This is a genomic window from Methylobacterium segetis (assembly GCF_004348265.1).
In the GTDB taxonomy this organism is placed as follows: domain Bacteria; phylum Pseudomonadota; class Alphaproteobacteria; order Rhizobiales; family Beijerinckiaceae; genus Methylobacterium; species Methylobacterium segetis.
The window spans coordinates 39,404-60,511 of the sequence record NZ_SMNT01000012.1; the positions used below are offsets into that span (position 1 = coordinate 39,404).

At 65.9% G+C, this 21,108-nt stretch carries 21 protein-coding genes and 2 pseudogenes; 7 read left to right on the top strand and 16 right to left on the bottom strand.

Features of this window, described 5'->3' with window-relative positions; genetic code table 11:
• Positions 1 to 40: 40 nt before the first annotated feature.
• The 16 genes from E1J50_RS05105 to E1J50_RS05180 form a co-directional block, all read right to left on the bottom strand.
• Positions 41 to 985, bottom strand: coding sequence for a glycoside hydrolase 5 family protein (locus E1J50_RS05105; RefSeq protein WP_132251071.1), 945 nt, complete (start codon positions 983 to 985; stop codon positions 41 to 43).
• Positions 982 to 1,758, bottom strand: a complete 777-nt coding sequence (locus E1J50_RS05110) for a TIGR04290 family methyltransferase (protein ID WP_132251073.1) — start codon at positions 1,756 to 1,758, stop codon at positions 982 to 984. Before E1J50_RS05110 ends, E1J50_RS05105 begins: the two co-directional genes overlap by 4 nt.
• On the bottom strand, positions 1,755 to 2,348 hold the full coding sequence (locus tag E1J50_RS05115; protein WP_132251075.1) for a histidine phosphatase family protein: 594 nt from the start codon (positions 2,346 to 2,348) through the stop codon (positions 1,755 to 1,757). Before E1J50_RS05115 ends, E1J50_RS05110 begins: the two co-directional genes overlap by 4 nt.
• Positions 2,345 to 3,448 carry an inositol-3-phosphate synthase gene (locus E1J50_RS05120; RefSeq protein ID WP_132251077.1) on the bottom strand — a complete coding sequence of 368 codons (1,104 nt, stop codon included), beginning with the start codon at positions 3,446 to 3,448 and terminating at the stop codon, positions 2,345 to 2,347. The genes E1J50_RS05115 and E1J50_RS05120 overlap by 4 nt, the downstream gene beginning before the upstream one ends.
• 2 nt (positions 3,449 to 3,450) lie before the next feature.
• Entirely contained in the window at positions 3,451 to 4,503 is a 1,053-nt protein-coding gene (locus tag E1J50_RS05125; protein WP_132251079.1) for a UDP-glucuronic acid decarboxylase family protein, read from the bottom strand.
• An 11-nt stretch (positions 4,504 to 4,514) separates the two neighbouring features.
• Positions 4,515 to 5,627 (bottom strand): CgeB family protein, encoded by a 1,113-nt coding sequence (locus E1J50_RS05130; RefSeq protein WP_425374909.1) that lies wholly within the window; start codon positions 5,625 to 5,627, stop codon positions 4,515 to 4,517.
• Positions 5,627 to 6,733, bottom strand: coding sequence for a CgeB family protein (locus tag E1J50_RS05135; protein ID WP_132251082.1), 1,107 nt, complete (start codon positions 6,731 to 6,733; stop codon positions 5,627 to 5,629). The genes E1J50_RS05130 and E1J50_RS05135 overlap by 1 nt, the downstream gene beginning before the upstream one ends.
• On the bottom strand, positions 6,730 to 7,842 hold the full coding sequence (locus tag E1J50_RS05140; protein WP_132251084.1) for a CgeB family protein: 1,113 nt from the start codon (positions 7,840 to 7,842) through the stop codon (positions 6,730 to 6,732). The genes E1J50_RS05135 and E1J50_RS05140 overlap by 4 nt, the downstream gene beginning before the upstream one ends.
• Entirely contained in the window at positions 7,839 to 8,954 is a 1,116-nt protein-coding gene (locus tag E1J50_RS05145; protein WP_132251087.1) for a glycosyltransferase family 4 protein, read from the bottom strand. The genes E1J50_RS05140 and E1J50_RS05145 overlap by 4 nt, the downstream gene beginning before the upstream one ends.
• Positions 8,945 to 10,237, bottom strand: a complete 1,293-nt coding sequence (locus E1J50_RS05150; protein ID WP_132251089.1) for a TIGR04295 family B12-binding domain-containing radical SAM protein — start codon at positions 10,235 to 10,237, stop codon at positions 8,945 to 8,947. Before E1J50_RS05150 ends, E1J50_RS05145 begins: the two co-directional genes overlap by 10 nt.
• Positions 10,234 to 11,334 (bottom strand): SDR family NAD(P)-dependent oxidoreductase, encoded by a 1,101-nt coding sequence (locus E1J50_RS05155; protein WP_132251091.1) that lies wholly within the window; start codon positions 11,332 to 11,334, stop codon positions 10,234 to 10,236. The genes E1J50_RS05150 and E1J50_RS05155 overlap by 4 nt, the downstream gene beginning before the upstream one ends.
• On the bottom strand, positions 11,331 to 12,443 hold the full coding sequence (locus tag E1J50_RS05160; RefSeq protein WP_132251093.1) for an NAD-dependent epimerase/dehydratase family protein: 1,113 nt from the start codon (positions 12,441 to 12,443) through the stop codon (positions 11,331 to 11,333). Before E1J50_RS05160 ends, E1J50_RS05155 begins: the two co-directional genes overlap by 4 nt.
• A 538-nt stretch (positions 12,444 to 12,981) precedes the next feature.
• On the bottom strand, positions 12,982 to 13,197 hold the full coding sequence (locus E1J50_RS05165; protein ID WP_132251095.1) for a hypothetical protein: 216 nt from the start codon (positions 13,195 to 13,197) through the stop codon (positions 12,982 to 12,984).
• Positions 13,197 to 13,628 (bottom strand): hypothetical protein, encoded by a 432-nt coding sequence (locus E1J50_RS05170; RefSeq protein WP_132251097.1) that lies wholly within the window; start codon positions 13,626 to 13,628, stop codon positions 13,197 to 13,199. Before E1J50_RS05170 ends, E1J50_RS05165 begins: the two co-directional genes overlap by 1 nt.
• Positions 13,625 to 14,113 carry a hypothetical protein gene (locus E1J50_RS05175; protein ID WP_132251099.1) on the bottom strand — a complete coding sequence of 163 codons (489 nt, stop codon included), beginning with the start codon at positions 14,111 to 14,113 and terminating at the stop codon, positions 13,625 to 13,627. The genes E1J50_RS05170 and E1J50_RS05175 overlap by 4 nt, the downstream gene beginning before the upstream one ends.
• A gap of 1 nt (position 14,114) precedes the next feature.
• Positions 14,115 to 15,245 (bottom strand): HNH endonuclease, encoded by a 1,131-nt coding sequence (locus E1J50_RS05180; RefSeq protein ID WP_165937781.1) that lies wholly within the window; start codon positions 15,243 to 15,245, stop codon positions 14,115 to 14,117.
• Between the two features lie 97 nt (positions 15,246 to 15,342).
• On the opposite strand from E1J50_RS05180, the gene E1J50_RS27135 reads away from it, so the two are divergent.
• The 7 genes and pseudogenes from E1J50_RS27135 to E1J50_RS05220 all read left to right on the top strand — a co-directional run bounded on the left by E1J50_RS27135 (position 15,343) and on the right by E1J50_RS05220 (position 21,085).
• Positions 15,343 to 15,501, top strand: a complete 159-nt coding sequence (locus tag E1J50_RS27135) for a hypothetical protein (RefSeq protein ID WP_165937782.1) — start codon at positions 15,343 to 15,345, stop codon at positions 15,499 to 15,501.
• 816 nt (positions 15,502 to 16,317) lie between these two features.
• Positions 16,318 to 16,530, top strand: coding sequence for a helix-turn-helix domain-containing protein (locus E1J50_RS28490; protein WP_425374911.1), 213 nt, complete (start codon positions 16,318 to 16,320; stop codon positions 16,528 to 16,530).
• Positions 16,531 to 16,708: 178 nt separating this feature from the next.
• Positions 16,709 to 17,446: pseudogene (locus tag E1J50_RS05200) on the top strand (IS5 family transposase).
• Between the two features lie 16 nt (positions 17,447 to 17,462).
• A pseudogene (locus tag E1J50_RS05205) lies at positions 17,463 to 17,657 on the top strand (IS110 family transposase); the annotation flags it as partial.
• Positions 17,658 to 18,465: 808 nt separating this feature from the next.
• Positions 18,466 to 19,482: an FAD-dependent oxidoreductase gene (locus E1J50_RS05210; protein ID WP_132251107.1), complete on the top strand. Its 1,017-nt coding sequence runs from the start codon at positions 18,466 to 18,468 to the stop codon at positions 19,480 to 19,482.
• A gap of 23 nt (positions 19,483 to 19,505) precedes the next feature.
• Positions 19,506 to 20,261: an NAD-dependent epimerase/dehydratase family protein gene (locus E1J50_RS05215; protein ID WP_132251109.1), complete on the top strand. Its 756-nt coding sequence runs from the start codon at positions 19,506 to 19,508 to the stop codon at positions 20,259 to 20,261.
• Complete coding sequence (locus E1J50_RS05220; protein WP_132251111.1) at positions 20,258 to 21,085, top strand: sugar phosphate isomerase/epimerase family protein; 828 nt, start codon at positions 20,258 to 20,260, stop codon at positions 21,083 to 21,085. Before E1J50_RS05215 ends, E1J50_RS05220 begins: the two co-directional genes overlap by 4 nt.
• Positions 21,086 to 21,108 lie beyond the last annotated feature (23 nt).

Below are 21,108 nucleotides of genomic sequence, written 5' to 3' on the forward strand. Positions count from 1 at the left end.
CCGGGGCGTGCGAGGCAGGGCCGTGCCTGCCGAGAGGTGGTCAGAGGCTCGGCAGCAGCACACGTCGCGTGTCGCCCGGCTCGGCGGCGAGCGCCGCCCCGGGGGCGTAGCGCCGGACCATCTCGGCGCAGAACGCGGCGAATTCCTCGCGCACCAGGGGCGGGCTCGTGTGGTGCGGGGCGATGCCCCGGTGCTCGGGCGTGAAGCAGAAGGTCACGGTCACGTCGAAATCGGCGAGCGCCTCCATCTGGCGGTCGAACCAGTCGAGGGCGTTGGGGCGGAAGCTGTCGGCCCAGGACAGGCCGGTGCGCAGGTAGGTCACACCCAGCCGTTTCATCCAGGCGACCGCATCGTCGAGGCGGTGATCCTCGAAGTGGAACCATTGGCACAGGCCGAGCTCGGGCGTGTGCTTCGCGAACGCGTCGAGCGCCACCTTCGGCGTCCCATCCTGCCGCAGAAGACCCATGTGGAAGTGGCGGTAGTAGGAGGATCCCTCCGCCTCCCGGTGCCGCGTCGTGGCCTCCCACCCGCGCGGCAGATCGTAGAGGCTGTACCAGTGGATCCGCGGTGCCCGGCCCTTCAGCAGCTCCGCGGTGCGGGCGCAGCCCCAGCCCTGCACCTCCTCGGCGCCGAAGCTCGACACGCCGACCTCGGAGACCCAGACCGGCAGACCGGTCACGGCCCGGATCTCGTCGATCTTGGCCGGCCATTCGTGGATCTGCCAGAGGTTCCAATCGAGGGGGAAGCCGTGGACCGCCACGGCGTCGACGGCGTCGAGCACGCCCTGGGCGGCCATCCGCCCGATGAAGCCCGGGTCGATCGGCGAGATGCCGCCGAGAACCTGCGGCAGCCGCGCGTTCTCGGCCCGGATCGCGCTGCTCGCCGCCTTCACCATCTCGGCGAACAGGAGCCAGTCGGGATCGAGGTCCGGGTCCCAGTGGGACTTGTTGTTGGGCTCGTTCCAGAGCATCACCGCTTCGATCATCGGGCTCCTTCCTGCGTCGGATTGCGGGCCGGATAGGCCGCCTCCGCCCCGTAGGGGCGTTCGGAGCACCGGCAGAGATAGACCTCGGGCTCGGGCCGACTCTCGATCGAGAAGCCGCTCGCGCGCAGCATCGCCTCCATCCCGGCCCGGTTCGGGATCCACCAGTTCGTGAGGTCGTGGGCGTAGGCGCCCTCGATGAAGTGCAGGCGCGGGTAGCCCGGGCGCTCGAACTGGTCCATGTCCCAGAAATCGCAATCCTCGGGCACCCTCTCGACCGCAGGCGAGCCCCGCAGCATCGACTGGAAGACGAGGAGGTCTCCCGCGACGTGCTCGCGGATCAGGTCGAGGGCGAGGAGGGGGTGGCGCAGGTGGTAGAGCACGCCCATGAAGAGCACGACGTCGAAGCGCTCGCCCAGCGCGCCGACATCGTAGACCGAGAGGTTGCGGAACTCGATCTCGTGGCCGAGCCGCTCTGCGGCGAAGCGGCCCTGCGCGAGGTAGCGCTCGTCGGAATCGAGGGCGAGGACGCGTGCAGCCCCCCGCCGCTTCATCTCGATCGCGTAGAAGCCGCCGTTGCAGCCGATGTCGAGGACGCTGCGGCCGGTCAGGTCGGCGGGCAGGGCGTGGCTGAAGCGGCGCCATTTCACCGCCGGATAATCGCCGAGGAAGTGGTCCGGGGCCGTCCAGACCCCCTCCCCCAGATCGATGTTGTGGAACCACGGGCCGAGTGCTTCCGATCTCGCACGCAACGTCCCGGCGTTGATCGCGATCATGGGGCGACCCTCTCGTTGAGGGAGACCAGGCGGCCGCCTCCCGGCCAGAGCGCCACCTCGCTGCAGGAGGCGGGGTCGACGACGAGCCCGTCATAGGCGTCGAGGGAGAGGCCGAGAAGCCGCAAGATCGCGGCGCGGATGACGTCGCCGTGGCTCACGAGGATCGCGATCACCTCGTCCGCCTCGGCGAAGCCTTCGACGAGGTCCCAGATTCGCCGCTGCGCCTCAGCCATGCTCTCCCCTCCCGGCGGGCGGGCGGTGGAGCGGGCCTCGTTCCAGGCGACCCAGGCGGGCTCGCCCGCCAGCTCCGAGAAGGACCGGCCGGTCCAGGCGCCGAAATCGATCTCGTCGAGCCCGTCCGCCGTCTCGACCTGGAGGCCAAGCGCCTCGGCGATCGGCACGGCGGTCTCCTGCGCGCGCTCCCGCGGGCTCGACAGGATGCGGGTCGCCCCGGTCCCGCCGAGCCGCCGCGCGACCGCGCCCGCCTCGGCGCGGCCCTGCCCGCTCAGGGACACGCCGGGCATCCGGCCGCACAGGATCCGGCCGAGCCGGTCGTGGCTCGCGTGGCGGACGAGGATCAGGCGCCTCATGCGCCGGTCCGGCGGCGGGCATCCGCCTCGCCGGCGACGAAGGCCAGCATCCGGTCGTGCGCCTCGGAATCCGTGAACTGCACGGGCGGCGACTTCATGAACCAGCTCGACGGGCCGACGAGGGCGCCGCCGATGCCGCGGTCGAGGGCGAGGCGGGCGCAGCGCACGGCGTCGATGACGATGCCGGCCGAGTTCGGCGAATCCCAGACCTCGAGCTTCAGCTCCATGTTGAGGGGCACGCCGCCGAAGCCCGTCGCCTCCAGCCGGATATGCGCCCATTTCCGGTCGGCGAGCCAGGGCACGTGGTCGCTGGGTCCGACATGGATGTCGCCGGGTGCGAGCGGCGCCGCGAGCTGGCTCGTGACGGCCCGGGTCTTCGAGAGCTTCTTCGATTCGAGCCGCTCGCGTTCGAGCATGTTCAGGAAGTCGGAATTGCCGCCGAAATTGAGCTGGTAGGTGCGTTCCAGCTTCACGCCGCGCTCGCGCAGGAGGTTGGCCAGCACCCGGTGGACGATGGTGGCGCCGACCTGGCTCTTGATGTCGTCGCCGACGAGCGGGAGGCCGCGCTCCTCGAAGCGTTTCCGCCACGCCTCGTCCGAGGCGAGGAAGACGGGGATGCAGTTGACGTAGGCGCAGCCCGCATCGAGGGCGCAGCGCGCGTAGAACTCGCTCGCCCGCTGCGAACCGACCGGCAGGTAGGAGACGAGCACCTGCGTCCCCGTGCGCTCCAGTTCCTGCACGACGTCTGCGACGGGCTCGGGCGATTCCGGGATCACGTCGCCGAGATACCGGCCGATCCCGTCGAGCGTCGGCCCGCGCCGCACCGTCACGCCCGTCCCCGGCACCTCGGCGAAACGATGCGTGTTGTTGGGCTCGGCGAGGATCGCGGCGGCCAGATCCTGGCCGACCTTGGCGGCCGAGACGTCGAAGGCCGAGACCACGGTCACGTCGCGAACACGGTAGCCGCCGAGATCGGGCATCGTCAGGCCGGGCACCGGCTCCTCGGGGCCGGCATCCCGGTAATAGTGCAGGCCCTGCACGAAGGACGATGCGCAATTGCCGACACCGACGATGCCGACGCGGACGGGCTCGCGGGACATCGTCAGCCCCGCGCGAGGCTGCGCAGGGCCGGCTCGGCCGGCCTGTGCGCGCGGGCGACGGGCCCCGCCAGCCCGGCGAAGGCGGGGGCTGGCTCCCGGCGCGCGACCTCGTCGGCGAACCAGCCGATCGTCGCTTCGAGCCCGGCTTCCAGGACGATGCGGGGCGACCAGTCGAGCAGGCAGCCGGCGCGGGTGATGTCCGGCCGGCGGCGCTGCGGATCGTCGACGGGAAGGGGCCGCCGCACGATCGGGGAGCGCGTGCCCGTCATGCGTGTGACCACGGAAACCAGCTCGGCCACCGTCATCTCGCGCGGATTGCCGAGATTGACCGGTCCGCCGGGCGACGCGTCGAGCCGCATCAGGCGCATCAGCCCGTCGACGAGGTCGCTGACGTAGCAGAAGGAACGGGTCTGCTCGCCGTCGCCGTAGACGGTGATCGGCTGGTCCGTGAGCGCTTGGCAGATCACGTTCGAGACGACGCGCCCGTCATCCGCCCGCATGCGCGGCCCGTAGGTGTTGAAGATGCGCGCGACGCGGATGTCGAGGTCGTAGCGGCGCTCGTAGTCGAAGGCCAGGGTCTCGGCCGAGCGCTTGCCCTCGTCGTAACAGGCGCGCGGCCCCGTCGGATTGACATGGCCCCAGTAGCTCTCCTCCTGGGGGTGCACCTCGGGGTCGCCGTAGACCTCGCTGGTCGAGGCCTGGAGGAAGCGGGCACCGCTCGCCCGCGCGAGTTCGAGGAGCTGGTGCGAGCCGACGACGCAGGTCATCATCGTGTGCTGCGGGTCCGCCTGGTAGTGCGGCGGAGAGGCGGCGCAGGCGAGATTGAAGATCCGGTCGAAGCGGGGCAGTTCGGGCAGCGGATCGATGATGTCGGCCTCGACGAGGTCGAAGTGCGGCTCCCGGGCGAGATGGGCGATGTTGGCCTTGCGCCCCGTGAGGAAGGAATCGAGGCAGGTGACGCGCGCGCCCTCCGCGATCAGCGCGTCGATCAGGTGCGACCCGATGAAGCCGGCGCCTCCTGCGACGAGCACCCGTGTCTGTCCGTCGTTCTGCATCGCTCGACCCTTCACTCACTCAGCGTTTCAAGGACAGGCACGGAAGGCGCGCGCCGGGACGCGGCCTCGCGCAGGAAGCGTTCGAGCTCGGCGGCGCGGTGCGCGGCGCTGTGGCGGGCGAGGATCGCGGTGCGGGCGGCCGCGGCGATCCGGCGGCGCTCCGGCTCGGAGCGGTCGCGCAGGATGGCGAGGACGTCCTCCGTCGTGTCGGCGCACAGGATCTCGCGGCCCGGCACGAGCACGTCGTCGAGCCCGTCCCAGCGATCGCTGATCAGCGGCGTGCCGATGCTGCCCGCCTCGAACAGGCGGACGCTCGGGCTCCAGCCTGCCCGGATCATGTCGGCGCGGGTCACGTTCAGGGCGTAGCGGCTCGCCGCGTAGAAGCCCGCATGGCGCTCCGGAGGCAGATGCTCGACCCGGTCGACATTGGCGGGCCAGTCGATCCCGTCCGGATATTGCGGGCCGGCTACGGCGAAGCGGAGTTCGGGAGCCCGGCGCGCGGGCTCGATCAGGAGGCGTTCGAGGGTGGGCTGCCGATCCGGGCTGTAGGTCCCGAGATAGCTGAGGTCGTAGGCCGGAGCGTGGTCGAGCGGCGGGTGAGCGTCCGGGTCGACCGAGCAGTAGAGGGCGCGCGCGGCGGGCGAGCCGTCGCGCTCTTCCAGGCGCCGCAGGGTCGGGCCGCCGGTGAAGGAGAGGTAGATATCGTATTGCGCGATCTGAGCACGCGCGAGGTAGGGGCAGGTGCCCGCCTCCAGGGCAGCGAGAGTGACCGGCGTGTCGATGTCGTAGAAGGCGCGCACGCCATTGGCGACGGCCAGGACGCGCTCGCCGACCGCGATCCCCTCCGGCACGTAGGAGCCCACGATCACCGCGTCGGCGCCCGCGATCGCCTGGCGGTGGAGCTCGAGGCTCGGGAGGTCCGGGTAGAGGACGAGCCGGCAGAAATCGGGCTCGGGCAGGTCGCGGTGCGCGGCGTACCAGGGCACGTCCCGCTCCAGGAACAGCACCTCGTGGCCGCGCGCCGCGAAGGCCTTCAGCAGAGCCCTGTAGGTGGTGGCGTGGCCGTTGCCCCAGGAGGAGGACAGGCTGAGGCCCAGGACGACGAGCTTGAGGGGAGCGGCCATCAGGCGATGCTCCGCCGGGGCGCGTCCTCCGCCTTGCGGGCGGCCTCCTGCTTCAGGATCGCGTCGACCTCGGCGCCGCGGCGCGCATAGGTGTGCTCGGCGATGACGCGGGCGCGGGCCGCCTCCCCGATGGTGCGGGCGCGCTCGGGCGTGAGGGCGGCGAGGTGCTCGGCGACGTCGCGCCCGTCGCGGGCGACGAGAACCTCCTCGCCGGGCTTGAGAAACAGCTCGATCCCCTCCCACGCATCGGTGATCAGGCAGGCACCGGCGCCCGTCGCCTCGAAGACGCGGGTCGCGGGCGAGAATCCGACAGCGGCCATGCTGTCGCGGGCGATATTGAGCACGGCGCGCGGGGTCGCGTTGAAGGCGTTGTGCTCCCGCGTGTAGACGTGGCCGAGATGGCGCACGTTGGCGGGCAGTCCCCGGCTCTCCCAGCCGTTGCCGCCGATGAGAAACGACTTTTCGGGGAGCCGCGCGGCCGCGACGAGGAAGAACTTTTCCACGCGCGCCTCCCGGTCCGGCAGGCGGTTGCCCAGGAAGGCGAGGTCGGCGGAGAAGCGCGGGTCCGGAGGGACCGGGTGGTGCGTCTCCGGGTCGAGGGCGTTGTAGACCGGGATGCAGGCCCGGGCGCCGAACCCCTCGTAGGCCGCCACCACCGGCGGGCCGCCCCCATAGGTGAGAACGAGGTCGAGCGCGGGCATCGCGCGGTGGAGCGCGTGTCCGGGGTTGGCGCGCATCTCGGCCAGCGTGGCGGGCGCATCGACGTCCCAGAAGATGCGGATGGCCTCGGGCCTCGAGGCCGCGACGATCCCCTCCAGAAGCTCGTCGTCGAAGATCCCGACGCCGCTCGCCTTGACGACGACGTCCGCACCCGCCGCCTCGGCCAGGACGGCGCGCAGCGCCCCCGGCGAGGCGGCATAGACGCAGACCTCCGCCCAGTCGGGCGGGTCGATGTCGCGATGCTGCTGCCGCTCGAAGGCGTCGGGCTCGTAGAAGGTGATGCGGTGGCCGCGCCGGGCGAGATCGCGGAGCAGACCCCGGTAATAGGTCGCCGCGCCGTTCCAGTAGGACGAGAGTAGGGAGGAGCCGTAGAAGGCGATCTTCATTGCGCGGCCTCCATCAGGTCGGTGGCGCCGAGGCCGGCGGCGATGCCGAGGAGTTCCTCCGCACGGTGGCGGCAGGTATGCCGGGCGCGGATCGTCGCGAGACCGTGCGCGGCCAGCGCCGCGCGGAGCGCGGAATCCTCGGTCAGAGCGCGCAGGTGCCGTTCCATCTCGGCGCCGTCCCGGGCGACGAGGTAGTCGGCGCCCGGCGTGAAGAGCGCCTCGGCATCGTCCCAGGGGGCGGACGCGAGCGGGATGCCGCAGGCCAGCGCCTCGAAGACCCGGATCGTCGGGATGCCGGGCAGCGCCTCGACGTAGAAGCGGCGCGGCACGTGGATCGTGGCGAGGTGTCGGGCGAAGAGGCCCGGCGCGGCGGCGTTCGGCGCCCAGCCGTGATACCGGATCCCGTATCGCGCCAGCGTGGTGAGCGCCGCCTCCGGGTAGCGGACGCCGTAGATATCGAGCGGCAATCCGGCGCTGGAAGCGGGGCGGAACAGGAAGCTCTCCAGTTCCTGCGTCCTCTCGCCGTCGCCCCAATTGCCGATCCAGACGAGGCCCTGGCGCGGGACGGGCTCGAAGGGCGGACGGAACAGGCCCGCATCGGCGGCCTCGTGCCAGACGAAGGCCCGGCTGCCCCAGCCCCGGCCGCGATAGACTTCCGCGAGCGCCGCGCCGAAGGCGAGGATGCCGTCGTAGCCCGAGAGATCGAAGGCGGCCATCTCCTCCGGGACGCTGACCGCGCGGTGATGGGTGTCGTGGAACAGGAGCGTGCCGAACGCGCCGCGCTTGCGGGCCCGGCCGAGGGCCGCGATCAGGGCCGGATCGTTCCACTCGTGCACGAGGACGAGGTCGGCGCCGGACGCCCGCTCCACTGCCTCGGCCGTCTCGGCGAAGGTGCGCGAGGTCAGGTCCGGATAGGCGCTCCGATAAGCCGCGAGTCCCGCCTCGCCGTGGTCGGCGAGCAGGTTGGCGAGGCTCCAGCTGCCAGCCGGCTCGAGGGCCTCGACCCGGTGGCCGAGGGCGATCAATTCCCGCAGCACGCCGCGCAGGAAATGGGCGTTGCCGTGGTTCCAGCACGAGGCGAGGGAATGCGTGAAGTAGGCGATCCTCATGCGGCCGCCTCGCCCGGAATCCGCGCCTGCGCGGCGCCGAGGAGCGGCCGGACCACGCCGAGCACGCCCTCGGCCATCGCCTCGACGCCGAATTCGCCCGCGCGGGCGCGCGCCGCCCGCCCGAGGTCGGCGCGCCGCGCCGGGTCGGCGACGAGTTTTTCGATCGTTCGCGCCGCGGCCGCGTCGTCGTCCGGCGGGACGAAGAGGGCCGCGCCCTGCCAGAGTTCGCGGAAGGTCGGGATGTCGGACAGGACCAGGGCGCAGCCGGCAGCGGCCGCCTCGAGGGCCGCGAGGCCGAACGGCTCGTAGCGCGCAAGCGACACGAAGACGGGTCGGCCCGCGAGTTCGCGCGCGATTTCCCCATCGTCGAGGCGGCCGAGGAGGTGCAGATGGGACAAGCGGGCCGCCTCCCCGTTCGGGCCCTCCACCGGCCCGGCGGCGCGCAGGGGCCGGCCGAGCCGGGCGGCGATGCGGTCGAGCGCCTCGGCGTTCTTGGCCCGGTCCCAGAGGCGGCCCGCCGTGAAAGCGTGGGGCGCGAGGTCCGCGGAGATGGCGCGCGCGGCCGCGCGGCCGTTTCGGACGACAACGGGCGGCGCGGGCAGCCGGTAGGCGCTCTGCGTCGCCGCCGCGAAGGCCCGGGTCGGGGCGAGCAGCCGGTCGGCCCGCCGGCAGCCTTCGGCCACGAGATCGCGGCGCCAAGCGAGGTCACTCGGGAGAGGGCCTTCGCCGCAGGCATCCCACCACGTCGCGACGCAGGAATGGCAGACCGCCACGACGGGCCGGCCGAACTCCACGAGCGCGAAGGCCGGGCTGTGCAGGTGGACGAGATCGGCCCCCACTTCGTGGGCGAGACGGGCGAGCGCGGCGGCCGCATCGCGGATCGCCCCGGGCGTGCCCGCGGTCCAGTCGAGCGGCAGCCCGGTCGGAACGATGCGCGCGCCCGTGGCGCCCTCGGCCGCCGCCACGATCTCGGGAGCGGGCGACGGGCCCATCAGCGCCAGCGTGACGGCGTAGCCCCGGCGGCGCAATCCGCCCGCGAGATCGAGCCCGTATTGCCAGACCCCTCCGACGGCGTCCGCGCTCATCAGGACGTGGCCTGCGCTCACCGGCATGTGCAGGCCGCCTCGAGCTCGGGGAGCGGCAGGGGACGCTCCTCCTGGATGTCGCTGAAGCGCTCGAACTGGCCGAGGTAATGGGCGTGCGCTCGCTCCCAGGCCGCGTCGTCGGGCTCGCCCCAGAGCCGCCGATAATCGGGCGAGCTCGGATAGGGGTAGAGCGGCACGGGATCGTTCGCCCAGACCCCCTCCCCCCGCAGCCGGTCGCGCCAGGCGGCGACGAGGTCGGCATCGTCGCCCGCCACCGCGATCAGGTTCGCCTGGACGAAGGGGACCGAGCGACGGGCGTGAATCAGCCGCTCGGCGAGGTCGTCGGTCGTGGCGCGGCACTTCTTGTCGAGGCGGGCGCGGCCTTCCTCCGTCAGGCTCTCGATCCCGGCCTCGATGGAGACGCATCCCGCCGCGCCGAGAAGGTCCAGCATGTCCGGCTTCCAGAGATCGATCCGGGTCTGGATGCCGAAGCGGACGTCGCGGGCGACGAGGGCTTCGAGGAGGGGTTTCTGCGGCAGGAAGATCTCGTCGATGAAGTAGAGGTAGGTGGCGCCCTGCGCGATCAGCCCGTCGATCTCGTCGAGGAGGATGCCGAGGTCGCGGCGGCGATACGCATCGCGGAAGTCGATCTTCGCGCAGAAGCTGCAGGTGTAGGGGCAGCCCCGCGACGCCTCGACCTCGGCGCCCGGCCCGTCCGGGGCCGCCTCGAAGCGGTGATGGTGGTGGCGGTGGCGCGCGATCCAGGCGTCGGGCCAGCGCAGGGCGGGCAGGTCCGTGAACCGCGCGGATTGGGGCGGGCCGGTCACGAGCGTCTCGGCGCCTGCGCGGAGGGCGATGCCGGGCACGTCCTTCACGCTCTCGGCATCGGCGAGCCGCGCGACCACCTCCTCGCACTCGCCGCGCACGACGAGGTCGCAGCCGAGCTTCGCCAGCGTGGGGCCCGGCGTCGCCGAGCCGTGCGGGCCGACCGCGACGGTTCGCCCGCCGCGAGCCCCGAGCGCGTCGAGGAACAGGCGCGGCACGCGCAGTTCCGGCGGGGCGCAGCGCCAGAACAGGTAGCTCGGCGCGGTCGTCACCACCGTCATGCCGGGCCCGAACGCGGCCACCCTGCCGGCGGCGGCCTCGGCATCGAGGCCCTCGAGATGCGCGTCGACGATCAGGGTCTCGTGGCCGGCTGCGCGCAGCAGCGCCGCGGCATAGCCGAGCTCGAGCGGCAGGTGCGGCTCGGGGCACCCGAAATAGATGCTGTTGCGGTAATCCCAGGGCGGGTTGACGAGCGCGACCCTCACAGCGCCGCCTCCGCCATGCGCGTGCGGGGGGTTTGGCCGCGCTCCGTCGCGAGCCATTCCCGCAGCCACGCCGCCAGCATCGCGACGCCCTCGCGCCACGGTGTGGCGGGCGCGAGCGCCAGCGCCTCGCGGACCGCGCGCGTGTCGGAGACGTAGTAGCGTTGGTCGCCCGGGCGCCAATCGGCGTACTCGGTCTCGATGGTGCGTCCGATCAGCGTGCCGAGATGGGCGAGGAGCTCGCGCAGACTGACCGCATTCTCCGGCCCGCCGCCGAGATTGAAGGCGCGCCCGGCAACCCGGTCGATCCGCGCCAGCGCCGCGCGGTAGGCCGCCACCGCATCCTGCACGTGCAGGATGTCGCGCACCTGCCGCCCGTCACCGTAGAGCGTGATCGGCAGGCCCTGCAGGGCGCGGATCAGGAAATGGGCGACCCAGCCCTGGTCCTCGTTGCCCATCTGGCGGGGGCCGTAGATGCAGCTCATGCGCATGACCACGGTCGGGATGCCGTAGCTGCGGGCGTAATCGAGGACGTACTGGTCCGCGGCGCCCTTGGAGCAGCCGTAGGGGGTGTGGAAATCGAGGGCCCGGTCCTCGCCGATGCCGCGGGCGCGCAAGGATGCGTCGCCGGGGAGATAGGCCTCGCCCTCCTGGACCAGCGCGATGTCGGGCAGGTTGCCGTAGACCTTGTTCGTCGAGGCGAAGAGGAGCGGCACCGGGGCGCTGCGCGCCCGAATCGCCTCCAGGAGGTTGAGGGTCCCGCCGAGATTGACCTCCATGTCGTCCCGCGGGGCGACGAGGCTCGTGGTGACGGCGACCTGCGCGGCGAAGTGGAACACGGCGCCGGCCTCCGCCACCGCCCGGGCGAGTTCGCCGCGATCGCGCACATCGGCGACGACGGCGCTGATGCGATCCGGGTGGCGTTGCCGGAGCCAAGCGAGGTTGGCCTCCACGCCGGCGCGGGCGAGCGCGTCGTAGACAATGACGGCGTGACCCTCGCGGGCGAGCGCGTCGGCGAGGTTCGCGCCGACGAACCCCGCGCCACCCGTGATGAGGATCGGGCGACCGCCCTGCCCCGTGAGCGTCCCGGGCGCGCTCACGCGACGAGCCCGCGGGCTTCGAGTTCGCGCCGCGCCTCCGCGACCCGGTCGACCGCCTCCTGCTCGGCCACCCAGGCGGCGAGTTCGGCGAGCCCCTCTCCGAAGTCGCGCCGCGGCGCGTAGCCGAGCTCCCGCCGGATCTTGGCGATATCCGCGATGCAGTGGCGGATGTCCCCGGCCCGGGCCTGGCCCGTCACCTCCGGCGCGATGTCCTCGCGGCCCATGGCCCGGGCGAGAAGCTGCGCGACCTCACGGACCGAGCGGTCCTCGCCGCTGCCGACATTGTAGACCTGCCCGACCGCAGCGGGGTGCTCGATCGCCAGGACGAAGGCCTGCGCCACATCCTCCACGTGGACGAAGTCGCGCCGCTGCTCGCCGTCCTCGAAGATCATCGGCGCCTGGCCGTTGAGGAGGCGCGAGGCGAAGATCGCCAGCACGCCCGTATAGGGGTTCGAGAGGGCTTGGCCCGGCCCGTAGACGTTCCAGAGGCGGAGCGCGACGCCCTCCATGCCGTAAGCCGGCGCCAGCGTCAGGGTCAGCCGCTCCTGCATGTACTTCGTGAGGGCGTAGACGGAGGCGAGCGCGGGCCGCTTCGCTTCCGGCGTCGCCAGGGGTGCAAGCGGGCGGCCTTCCGCATCCGTCGGATCCCACGGCTCACCCGGGCGTCTGTTCTGACGCACCGCATCCTCGACCGTGGCGCCGTCCTGCCTGCGGTAGAGACCCTCGCCGTAGATGCTCATCGAGGAGGCGACGACGACCCGTTTCACGGGCGCATCGATCAACGCTTGGAACAGGGTGGCGGTCCCGCAATCGTTGACCGAGACGTAGCGCTCGACGGCGTACATGCTCTGCCCGACACCGACTTCGGCGGCGAGGTGCACGACATGGGTTGCACCGCTGAGCGCTCTGGCAACTGCTTCCGCGTCCCGAACGTCCCCAGCGACGAACTCGACCGCGGGATCGAGACCGGACGGGCTCGTGCGCCCGCCGTGGACCTGCTCGATGAGGCTGTCGAGGACGCGCACCCGGTAGCCCCGCCGAAGCAGGGCGGTCGCGAGATGGCGCCCGATGAAGCCGGCTCCGCCGGTGATGAGAGCAAGTTCCGCCACGCTTTAGCGATATCCCTGATCGTGATCGGCGATCTGCGGATAGGAAAAACCGCGATCATCGATGCATTAATCTGAGTTAATTCTGGAAGATCGTCTCAGCGTTTCCGCATTTCTTCCGCGGACTACCTAAGCGGGAAAGCACGGGCGAGGATCTTTGTTCCTCAGATTTTTGCGGGTGTTTTGCAGCGGTGCGTGGCGTGGCAGGCGCGCAACATGCGACGGGCAAACCGGTCGGGCGCGTCATCCGACGTTCGCAGACGAGGGTTGCCGGAGGTGCTGATCGGAGATTTTGCCTGCGCGCCAACGACGCCACAGCGAAATGGGTTCGTTTTGCCAAATTGCTGCTTTTCCGACCTCCATCCAAGCCAGCTGCGAGGCTTGGCTGCACGGGGATACAAGAAGCCCACCCTGCGTGCGGCCTTACTGCGGCAGGTACGAGAGGAGGCACCGCCGCTCTACTACGGTGGCCGTCAGCAAAAACTTGATACTACATAATGAATCATACTTCTACAAACCTGGAAATCACTCCGTTATTGAGCTACCATTCGATAAAATTTCCATCTTTATCAAAAAACTTCTTGAGACAGACAAATTCTGGATGTTTGCCGACGAACTGAGTTGCTTCAATTTCAGCAATCTTTGCATCGAATTCAGCTTCGCTGCAGCCTTCGACCGTAAAGAGCTGGTTGTGCAGTCCCATGGCTTTTTCCACGCCCTCGATACGTCGCTTGATATCGCGCATCAGCACCTTCATTAACCCTTCCTCGCTTCGATGTACTCCAGACGACTAACAAGATCTTGGAGCGTCAGTGCTTGGACGTGCGCCTCGAGCAGTTTTACACGTGCCGCGGCATCTTCCGAATGCAACGCACCCATTGCGACTGCCTCGAGCAGCGCGCGCGTCGCCGCCGCATAATCCTCAGGGTTATTGACCTCCGGCAGTGTGAAAGGAACTGGACGGGCGGCCTTCGAACGAGCGAGCCGGTCAAGGCAGTAGCGCAAGGAGACGCGATCGCCAGACAATGCCAGCTCGATCGTTTTGCGCATGAGCGGTACGGCTGCGGCTTCCAACAGGTCGTCAGCGGTCATGTCTGTATTGGCCTGATGATCATGCTGACAGGTTGAGACGCTGGATGCCGCATCCATGATAGGAGCCGAGGGCTTCCCCAGAGAGACCTGCTTCATGGCAGTCGGTCCTCGCTCTCGCGGCACAGAGAGCCCCCTCTGTTGGAAGCCAAGTTTAGGAACCGGCGGCCGGCCGATTTCCGTCGCGAGAAGGCGCGTCGCTCGTAGCGATCCAGGTGCTCAAGCCGCTTGAGGAGAGTGGCGGACGGCGGGGTAGCGAGCTGACCATCCGGGCACGAGGAGATCGGTGCGACTTCTACCTCCTCGCGGATCAGCCTCGCCTTGAGGGAGAGGACGCGCGTGAGCATGACCTGCGCCTCGGCAAGCGCGAGTGCAGCACCTGCGATCTCAGGATCGCTTCTGTGCTCACCGATGATCGCCTCAGCGAGGCGGACGACTTCAGCGTCGTTCGCAACATCGTGACGAGCCGAGAGCCCGTGGCTGCGCGCGTTTTGAGATGCCCGCTGTTTGCCAGACGCGGTTCGTGGACCGGTGCTCGCTTGCGCGTTGCGCCGGTTCGCGCTGGTGGCGCGGTCGGACGTCATTTCAAGCGCTCTGCTGCGCGAGGCTCGCGGAGGAGGAGGTGTTCGGCTCCACGTCGATGATGTCCTCGGTCGCCGCCCGAAGGCCTTTGCCGAAGCTCGCGCGCTTGCGCTCGATCTCCCGCAGGAGCGAGTCGCGTCGGTCCTCCGCATTCATCACCATCCGGTCGACCCGTTCCAGTTCTTGCAGTTTGAGTTCGAAACCCTTTGCGATCACGTCGGCTGTGGTCAGCCCCCTTCCGTGCAGCAGGTCCTCGAAGGTCGCCGTCTCCGACGCGCAGCCGTTCAGCCAGCCGAGCGCCATCGTGCGGGCTTTGCGCTCGATATCGCCGTCGAGACGGAAGACGCTCGTATCGCGTGCCTCCAGGACCGGCTTGATCAGCGTCTCGGCCGCCTGCAGACGCGCCTGCATCAGGATCCGCTGGCGCCACCCACGCAGCCGTTTGGCTTCCCAGATCAGGTCGACAACGTTTTTCGTCCAAATGCCCTCGATGGCGTCGCGGGGTTTGATCTCCTGGGCGATGCTCGTGAGGATCGCGTCGTACTGGTCCGAGCTCTCGCCAGGCAGCAGCGGGCGCTCCTCGAACAGGAATGCGAGATGGGCCGGGAGCGCCGGAAGCAGCTCCTGGGACACGTGCGTCGGCACCTTCCCGGGAAAGGCCGACGGCATCGGCGAGACGGTATTTTGCGGGATCAAGGCTACCTCTTCGGATGTGGGCTCTCTCGAGCTGATACAGCCAGAAGAAATATTGGTTCTTTCGTCCAGAGTGTTTTTGATGCCGGTGCTCGCCGTCCACCGCGAAGTGGTAGATGTGTCACGCTCATCCATTGATCTGACCGTTTTACCGAACAGCACAGTTTCTCTCGGCACTACAGTCCCGTTGATTTTGCGCTTGAGTGAACTCGCCTTTGAACCAGGCAGGGGGCGCTCAGACGCCGTCGCGCCTATGTGGCGGAGCTTCTGGCGCTTGGCGTGGGCCGCGCGAGCGTGATCGTCTCGGGTCTTCTCACGGCCGCACGCCTCATGGGCCGGCCCCATGTTGCCGAGCTCGTCGGCGCCGCCGAGTTCAAGGGCGCGGATGTGTTCGACGATCCAACGCTCGCGGACGCCGTCGATGCGGTCACCACAGATCACGCATTTCCCGTTCGTGCGCTCCCAAGCTTGGAGCCGACGACGCGGAGAGAGGCATCTGCGCAGGGTGGTGCCGATATCCTCAGGGGTAACGAGGGGCATGGCTGCGCTTGTCGGTGCGAGGGGAGCGGTCGGCGAGGGCTTTGAGAGCTCGGTGAGAGAGGTCCTCCCAGTTGCAGAGGAGTTGCTCGTAGCGCTCGATCAGGGCTCGGAGTTCGGCGTCCTGTTCCTCGGTCACAAGCTTGGCGCGCAGGCCTAAGGCAGCGACGGTTAGGCATGCGGGATTGTTCGCGCGCGAGCGCGTTCTGTTGGTGGGCATGGTGCCTCGCTAATTTTGAGGAGAGGTGACGAACCTAGCCCGCAGGCATCTCAGCCGACCCGGGGGCAAACGGCCTAGGCTCAACGCAGCGAAGGGTTCAGAGGCTGGGGCGCAGAGATGCGCGGGGCGTTAGGTACCGGGATACTTCGGAGGGAAATCGATAGCGCGTAATGCACTTTTCCAGGCAACCCCGGCATCTGCGAGTGATGAATTGGTGCCGGACGCCCCTCCCCTGCTGGTTAACCCGCATGGCCAGGGGTGGGCTGCAGGTTTGCTCGCTGCGCACGTTCAGCATCTCGCCGAGCCTGATGAGCAGCGAACGCACGAGCTTCCTTCGCGGCCCGCCAGGTTCCTTTGAGGGCGGCGGAGAGGCAGAGGTTCCACGGCTCTCCTGTCACCCCGCGGCGAGCCCGCGCTGCCTCGATGGCTGCTCGCAGAATTGCGCGCCGATCATATCGTCCAGCGCTGCAGAGCGGCATCACACGTCTAATCATGTTCGCGCGGTTGGCAGCGATCTTGGCGAAACCCTCCCGGATGGCGTGTGCTCGCCGCTGCTCGGACGAAAGCTGCACGCGATCAGCTCGAAGCGCTTGCAGGGCAGCGGCCCAGGAAAAAGAGCGGGTGAATGACATTTGGCACTCTCGCTTGCTTACACTGCACCATGTGCTAATTGCTTAGAACAGGGAGCAGGCAGAAGTCAACACCCTGTGCAGTTTTTTTAGCACGTGGTGCAGAATGACGCCGGCACAGCTAAGAATGGCCCGAGCGGCCGCAAAGCTCGGAGTTCGCGAGGTTGCAGAACTTGCCGGGGTCGCGCCCTACACCGTTAGCCGCTTCGAGAACGAGCAAGGCGGTTTGCGGCTGGACACCGCGCTCAAGCTGAGATCAGTGCTAGAACAACTAGGGGTTCGTCTTTTGGAAGACGAGCGCGGCTGGGCCGGAGTCTCTTACCGGAAGCCGGAGAATTAGATGAGACTTGGTGGCCAGCTCTCTGTGCCTTGCCTGATGCCAAATGCGCAAACGTACAGCAGAGCACTGCGGTGCTGTGAGACCGCCATCTGATCAGGTAGCATCGTAGCCACCCGCGGCAAAGTTGGGTCTACACTTAGAGTCAGGGGCAAAAGCCTCCCCCGGGGGTTGAGAGGGGATGGACGTTCGCGTTTCCGCCGACCTATGGGCGGTGTTTGAGCCGCTTCTCCCGCCCTAGCCTGAGAAGCCAAAGGTTGGGCGACCGCGTGCCTCGGAGCGAGCGGGGCTGGCGGGCATCGTCCTGGTTCTGCGTACCGGCATGCAGAGGAAGCAGCTGCCACATTCTGAGGTGGACTGCAGCGGCAAGACGAGCTGGCGACGGCTTGGCGTCTGGCAAGCGGCCGGCGTCCGGGCCGCCCTTCACCGCGTGAGGCTGGAGCGGCTTCAGGATGCGGACGCGCTCGACGGCGCGAGCCTACCGGCGAAGGAGGGCGCCGGGCGACCGGCCTAAACACGATGGATCGAGACAATCCAGGCATGAAGAGCCTTATCGTGGACGTGCGGGGCATGTGGCTGGGCCTGACGCTTACCTGCGCCAACTGCCACGACAGCCGTATGGTGGCAGCCCCCTCGACGCGGTTCTGGGCGTGCGCACAGGGCGTTATGGTCGCCCGGGGCGCAGACCAGGCAAGCTGCAAGCCAACAGCGGCTACGATCATCGCCGATGTCGGCGCGAGTGCCGAGCCCGCAGCATCACACCGCGGAACGCCTGGCGCAGCATCGATAATAGCGAGCCCCTCGGCCGCTACCGCTGGATCGTGGAGCAAATGCTGACGTGGCTGGCTCGCTTTCGCCGACCCGCAATCCGCTATGCGCCGACCTCCACCTCGCGTTCACGACGCTCTGCCGGTACTAGAAGCGGACAAGGAGCCTGGCACCGGCAGGTTTACGTCAAGTCGCGTCAGTCCCGTCTCTGGCGCTCGCTCCTGGTGGCGCGCCGCACGCTGCTCAACGAGATGCGCGCGATCGAGAACGTGGCGCCGGCTATCCTGCGCGAGGGAGGGATCGAGCTGGGTACGCCAGCCCGGGCCGCCTTTGCCGGACGTGCGCGCGAGTTGAGGTGCGGAGGTCGCCCGGAAGCTGGCGATCGTCCTGCGAACGACGTGATGGGACGATACTTCGTTCCCTCCGGCAAAGCGCCAGTACCGACCGCGGCATGAAGGAGGCGCGCCTGCCGGATCAGGCCCAATATCGCCCGAAGGGTGAACCAGATCGTTCCCGCGGGGACGATGGGCGAGGCGATCTCGTTGAGAGTCATGAACCTGCGGCTTAGCCGTAAGGTTGTCGGACAGATTGAGACACCTTGCTCTTCTGACCCCATCATGCGGCGGCCTTCAGCGCCGACCGCGAAGAGAAGCGCGTGACCTGCGGGAGCGATACATCCGGGACCGATGAGGATTAGGAGTAGCTTGCCTCACTGCCCCCATCAGAGAAGGCTCTTCGATCGGAGTCTACGATCACTGCCAGCCGCGCTGAGCAACAGGCGGAAACCCTCCCATACGGCGCAATGCCAAGGACAATCTCTTTGGCAATGACGCCGATTTAAGGCAGCCCGCTGCCCAGCATTCAGTGACAACCAAGGATCACCGGCGGGACTGGAAGAGGAGGAATTAGGCAGGCCGAACAGCCCAAAACCACACCTAAGGTTGCCTAAATTGCCAAAAACGAGGAAAGATTTTCCTTTACGTGTGCTTCCCTGACGGATCGCCCAGCGTTACACGTCAGTTGGATGATTCTTCGTACGAGAGCGCCAGCGCTCTTTGCACGCTAATTGCGGTGGCCGAAATAATGTCCATGAAAGTGGCAGTAATAGGTGGCGGATGGTACGGCTGTCATATCTCGTCTTCCATGATTGGCCTAGGGTTCGAGGTTAAGTTGTTCGAGAAGAACGACCGGATATTGGATGAAGCTTCAGGGAATAACCAATTTCGCCTACACCTAGGTTTTCACTATCCCCGTCACGCCGGTACACGCATTCAGTCGCGAGATGGTTTTTCGAGGTTCTTGGAAAGATACAGTGACCTCAGTCGCAAGATTTCAGAAAACATATACGCTGTTCCGAAATACACATCATTGATCGATTTTGAAACCTATAAATTGATAATGACGGCGACTGGTATCCCTTACCACACGGTCGACAGGTGCCCGCTCGATTTACAAGAAATCGAGGGTCTAATTCGCGTTGATGAGCGAATTCTTATGATTGAGAAAGCCAGAAACTACTTCAGCCATCACCTGGGACCGAGTTTAAGCTTATCAGATCCAGTGACGACTCTTATTGATAGAGAGACACATATAGAAGTAAACGGTGAAAAGTTCGATTATGTTGTTGATGCTACCTGGGGACATTTACTGCGTGCCGATTTCGACGTTTTTTATGAGCCCACAGTTTTGCTTTATTTCGAAGCTTCTCCGAATTTGCCGGCGATAACGTTCGTGGATGGCCCACTGTACTCGATCTATCCTACCGAAGAACCGAAGATTTATACTCTGTCGAGTGTCCCACATACTCCTCTCGGCCGATATTATTCGGCGGAAGAAGCCCGCACGGCTCGTGACAGAGTCGACACAGCAACCATCAGGGCAAAATTGAAGGTTATGACCGAGCAGGCGCAGGAGAACGTTAGGAACTTCCCCGATCTATACAAGTTTATTGGCCCCCAAATTTCAATCAAGACAAAGCTATCCGGAAGCAGTGACGATCGTTCGTGTTACGTCGGCCGGCGCGGTCGCTTGTTTACAGTCCTTTCCGGCAAGATTGACACAATCTTCCACGCCACAGAACGGATATTAAGCGATATAGAAGCGGATAGTGACACTAAGCCGATAGACGTACCATCGTCGCTGCTTAGTCGGATACAACGTAAGTCTATTGCCATAGGACTGGAATAGAATCGAATTTCAAAGGTGGATCTATGCGCGCGTTAATCGGATACACCGGGTTTGTTGGCGCGAATATGCTGCAACGCGGAAGTTTTGATGCTTTATACAATAGCGTGAACAGCGCTGAAATGAGGGGTAGACATTTCGCCGAAGTGGTTTGTTCCGGAGTTAGCGCTGTTAAGTGGAAAGCTAACAAGGATCCGGAGGGCGATAAAAATGCCATAGACGCTCTTATCGGCAACCTCCAGCATTTGAGAGCAGATCGTTTCGTACTTATATCCACCGTCGACATATACTCTCGCGCGATGGATGTCGACGAGGATACTTACCCAGAAGAAAACACACAAGCTTATGGGAGAAACCGTCGCTATTTAGAAAGATGGGTCGAACATCACTTCGGAAATCACCACATAATCCGACTACCGGCACTTTATGGGACCGGTCTTAAAAAAAATGCGATATATGATCTTTGCAACGGAAAAATGGTCGATCAAATAAACCCTCTTTCTGAATTTCAATGGTATGACGTCCGGCGATTAAATGAAGATTTACAGCACATAATTCTAGAAGGCGGCCCAATTTTCAACATTTCACCTGAACCAGTAGCCATGATGCAAGTCGTTAAAAATTTTTTCCCTAGAGTTTCTCTGACTTCTTCTGATGTTCCGCCCGTAAAATATGATGTACAGACCAAGTTTTCTCGGGTACTCGGGGGATCTGGCAAATATCATTTTAGTGTCGATCAGGTATTAAAAGGGATTGGCAACTTCGTTGCCAATGGAATATGAAAAATCCGATATCCGTCTCAAATATCGCGTGGAATCGTGAGGAGAATAAAGATGTCTATGAATATTTTAACGCCTCTGGGGTCTCAGGAATAGAGGTGGCTTTTACAAAAATTGCGCCGTGGGCTGAACTGAATAAAAGTCTTATTGATCACGAACGTTCGGAGCTTGATTCAGCCGGCCTAGTGGTATCATCGTACCAAGCTCTTTATTATGGAAAGCCACAGGTTCAGTTACTGCATGAGCGCAAATCATTCGACGAAATGCTATCTCATACTATCGCCGTGGCCAAACTGGCGGAACGCCTAAGCAACGGAGGTGTTGCGGTTTTTGGTGCACCATTAAATCGAAAACGCGGAGACTTATCTTTGGCAGACGCTGAAGACCTCGGTTCCGAACGCCTCTTCGAATTAGCAGATGCCGTCGCGGATTATGGGTTAGTTCTGGCTCTTGAGCCGGCGCCTCCGAGCTACCAAGGGGATTTTTTGATCGACACCGAGTCTTGTGCACGGGTTGTCAGGCGAATTAATCACTCTAACCTCAGACTGCACTTAGACTCCGGATGCATAGCACTCGCAGAAGACAACGTTGCGCCGATTGCTAGCTATGCGGGCGGTTTAATCGCGCACGCACATCTCTCTCGACCAGGCCTTGCGCCACTTGTCGCCCCCCCCGACCAGGCTGACCTCATGTTTATACAGACGATACGTGAACTAAGCTATTCTGGTTGGATCGCCTTGGAGATGCGTCCGTTGAACACGATTAGCGCTATAAAAGATGCTGTCACTTTCGCGCGGCGCTTAATCAATTCATCAGATAGCATTTGAAGCCAAAGATGTATTTTAGGAGA

What these genes read in the sequence shown, in the direction of transcription:
- E1J50_RS05170 (WP_132251097.1), bottom strand. Translation starts at nt 13,628, where the DNA reads ATGAAGCAGGTCTCTCTGGGGAAGCCCTCGGCTCCTATCATGGATGCG.
- E1J50_RS05140 (WP_132251084.1), bottom strand. Translation starts at nt 7,842, where the DNA reads ATGAGGATCGCCTACTTCACGCATTCCCTCGCCTCGTGCTGGAACCAC.
- E1J50_RS05115 (WP_132251075.1), bottom strand. Translation starts at nt 2,348, where the DNA reads ATGAGGCGCCTGATCCTCGTCCGCCACGCGAGCCACGACCGGCTCGGC.
- E1J50_RS05110 (WP_132251073.1), bottom strand. Translation starts at nt 1,758, where the DNA reads ATGATCGCGATCAACGCCGGGACGTTGCGTGCGAGATCGGAAGCACTC.
- E1J50_RS05165 (WP_132251095.1), bottom strand. Translation starts at nt 13,197, where the DNA reads ATGAAGGTGCTGATGCGCGATATCAAGCGACGTATCGAGGGCGTGGAA.
- E1J50_RS05120 (WP_132251077.1), bottom strand. Translation starts at nt 3,448, where the DNA reads ATGTCCCGCGAGCCCGTCCGCGTCGGCATCGTCGGTGTCGGCAATTGC.
- E1J50_RS05125 (WP_132251079.1), bottom strand. Translation starts at nt 4,503, where the DNA reads ATGCAGAACGACGGACAGACACGGGTGCTCGTCGCAGGAGGCGCCGGC.
- E1J50_RS05105 (WP_132251071.1), bottom strand. Translation starts at nt 985, where the DNA reads ATGATCGAAGCGGTGATGCTCTGGAACGAGCCCAACAACAAGTCCCAC.
- E1J50_RS05135 (WP_132251082.1), bottom strand. Translation starts at nt 6,733, where the DNA reads ATGAAGATCGCCTTCTACGGCTCCTCCCTACTCTCGTCCTACTGGAAC.
- E1J50_RS05130 (WP_425374909.1), bottom strand. Translation starts at nt 5,627, where the DNA reads ATGGCCGCTCCCCTCAAGCTCGTCGTCCTGGGCCTCAGCCTGTCCTCC.
- E1J50_RS05175 (WP_132251099.1), bottom strand. Translation starts at nt 14,113, where the DNA reads ATGACGTCCGACCGCGCCACCAGCGCGAACCGGCGCAACGCGCAAGCG.
- E1J50_RS27135 (WP_165937782.1), top strand. Translation starts at nt 15,343, where the DNA reads ATGGCTGCGCTTGTCGGTGCGAGGGGAGCGGTCGGCGAGGGCTTTGAG.
- E1J50_RS05215 (WP_132251109.1), top strand. Translation starts at nt 19,506, where the DNA reads ATGCGCGCGTTAATCGGATACACCGGGTTTGTTGGCGCGAATATGCTG.
- E1J50_RS05145 (WP_132251087.1), bottom strand. Translation starts at nt 8,954, where the DNA reads ATGCCGGTGAGCGCAGGCCACGTCCTGATGAGCGCGGACGCCGTCGGA.
- E1J50_RS28490 (WP_425374911.1), top strand. Translation starts at nt 16,318, where the DNA reads ATGGCCCGAGCGGCCGCAAAGCTCGGAGTTCGCGAGGTTGCAGAACTT.
- E1J50_RS05220 (WP_132251111.1), top strand. Translation starts at nt 20,258, where the DNA reads ATGAAAAATCCGATATCCGTCTCAAATATCGCGTGGAATCGTGAGGAG.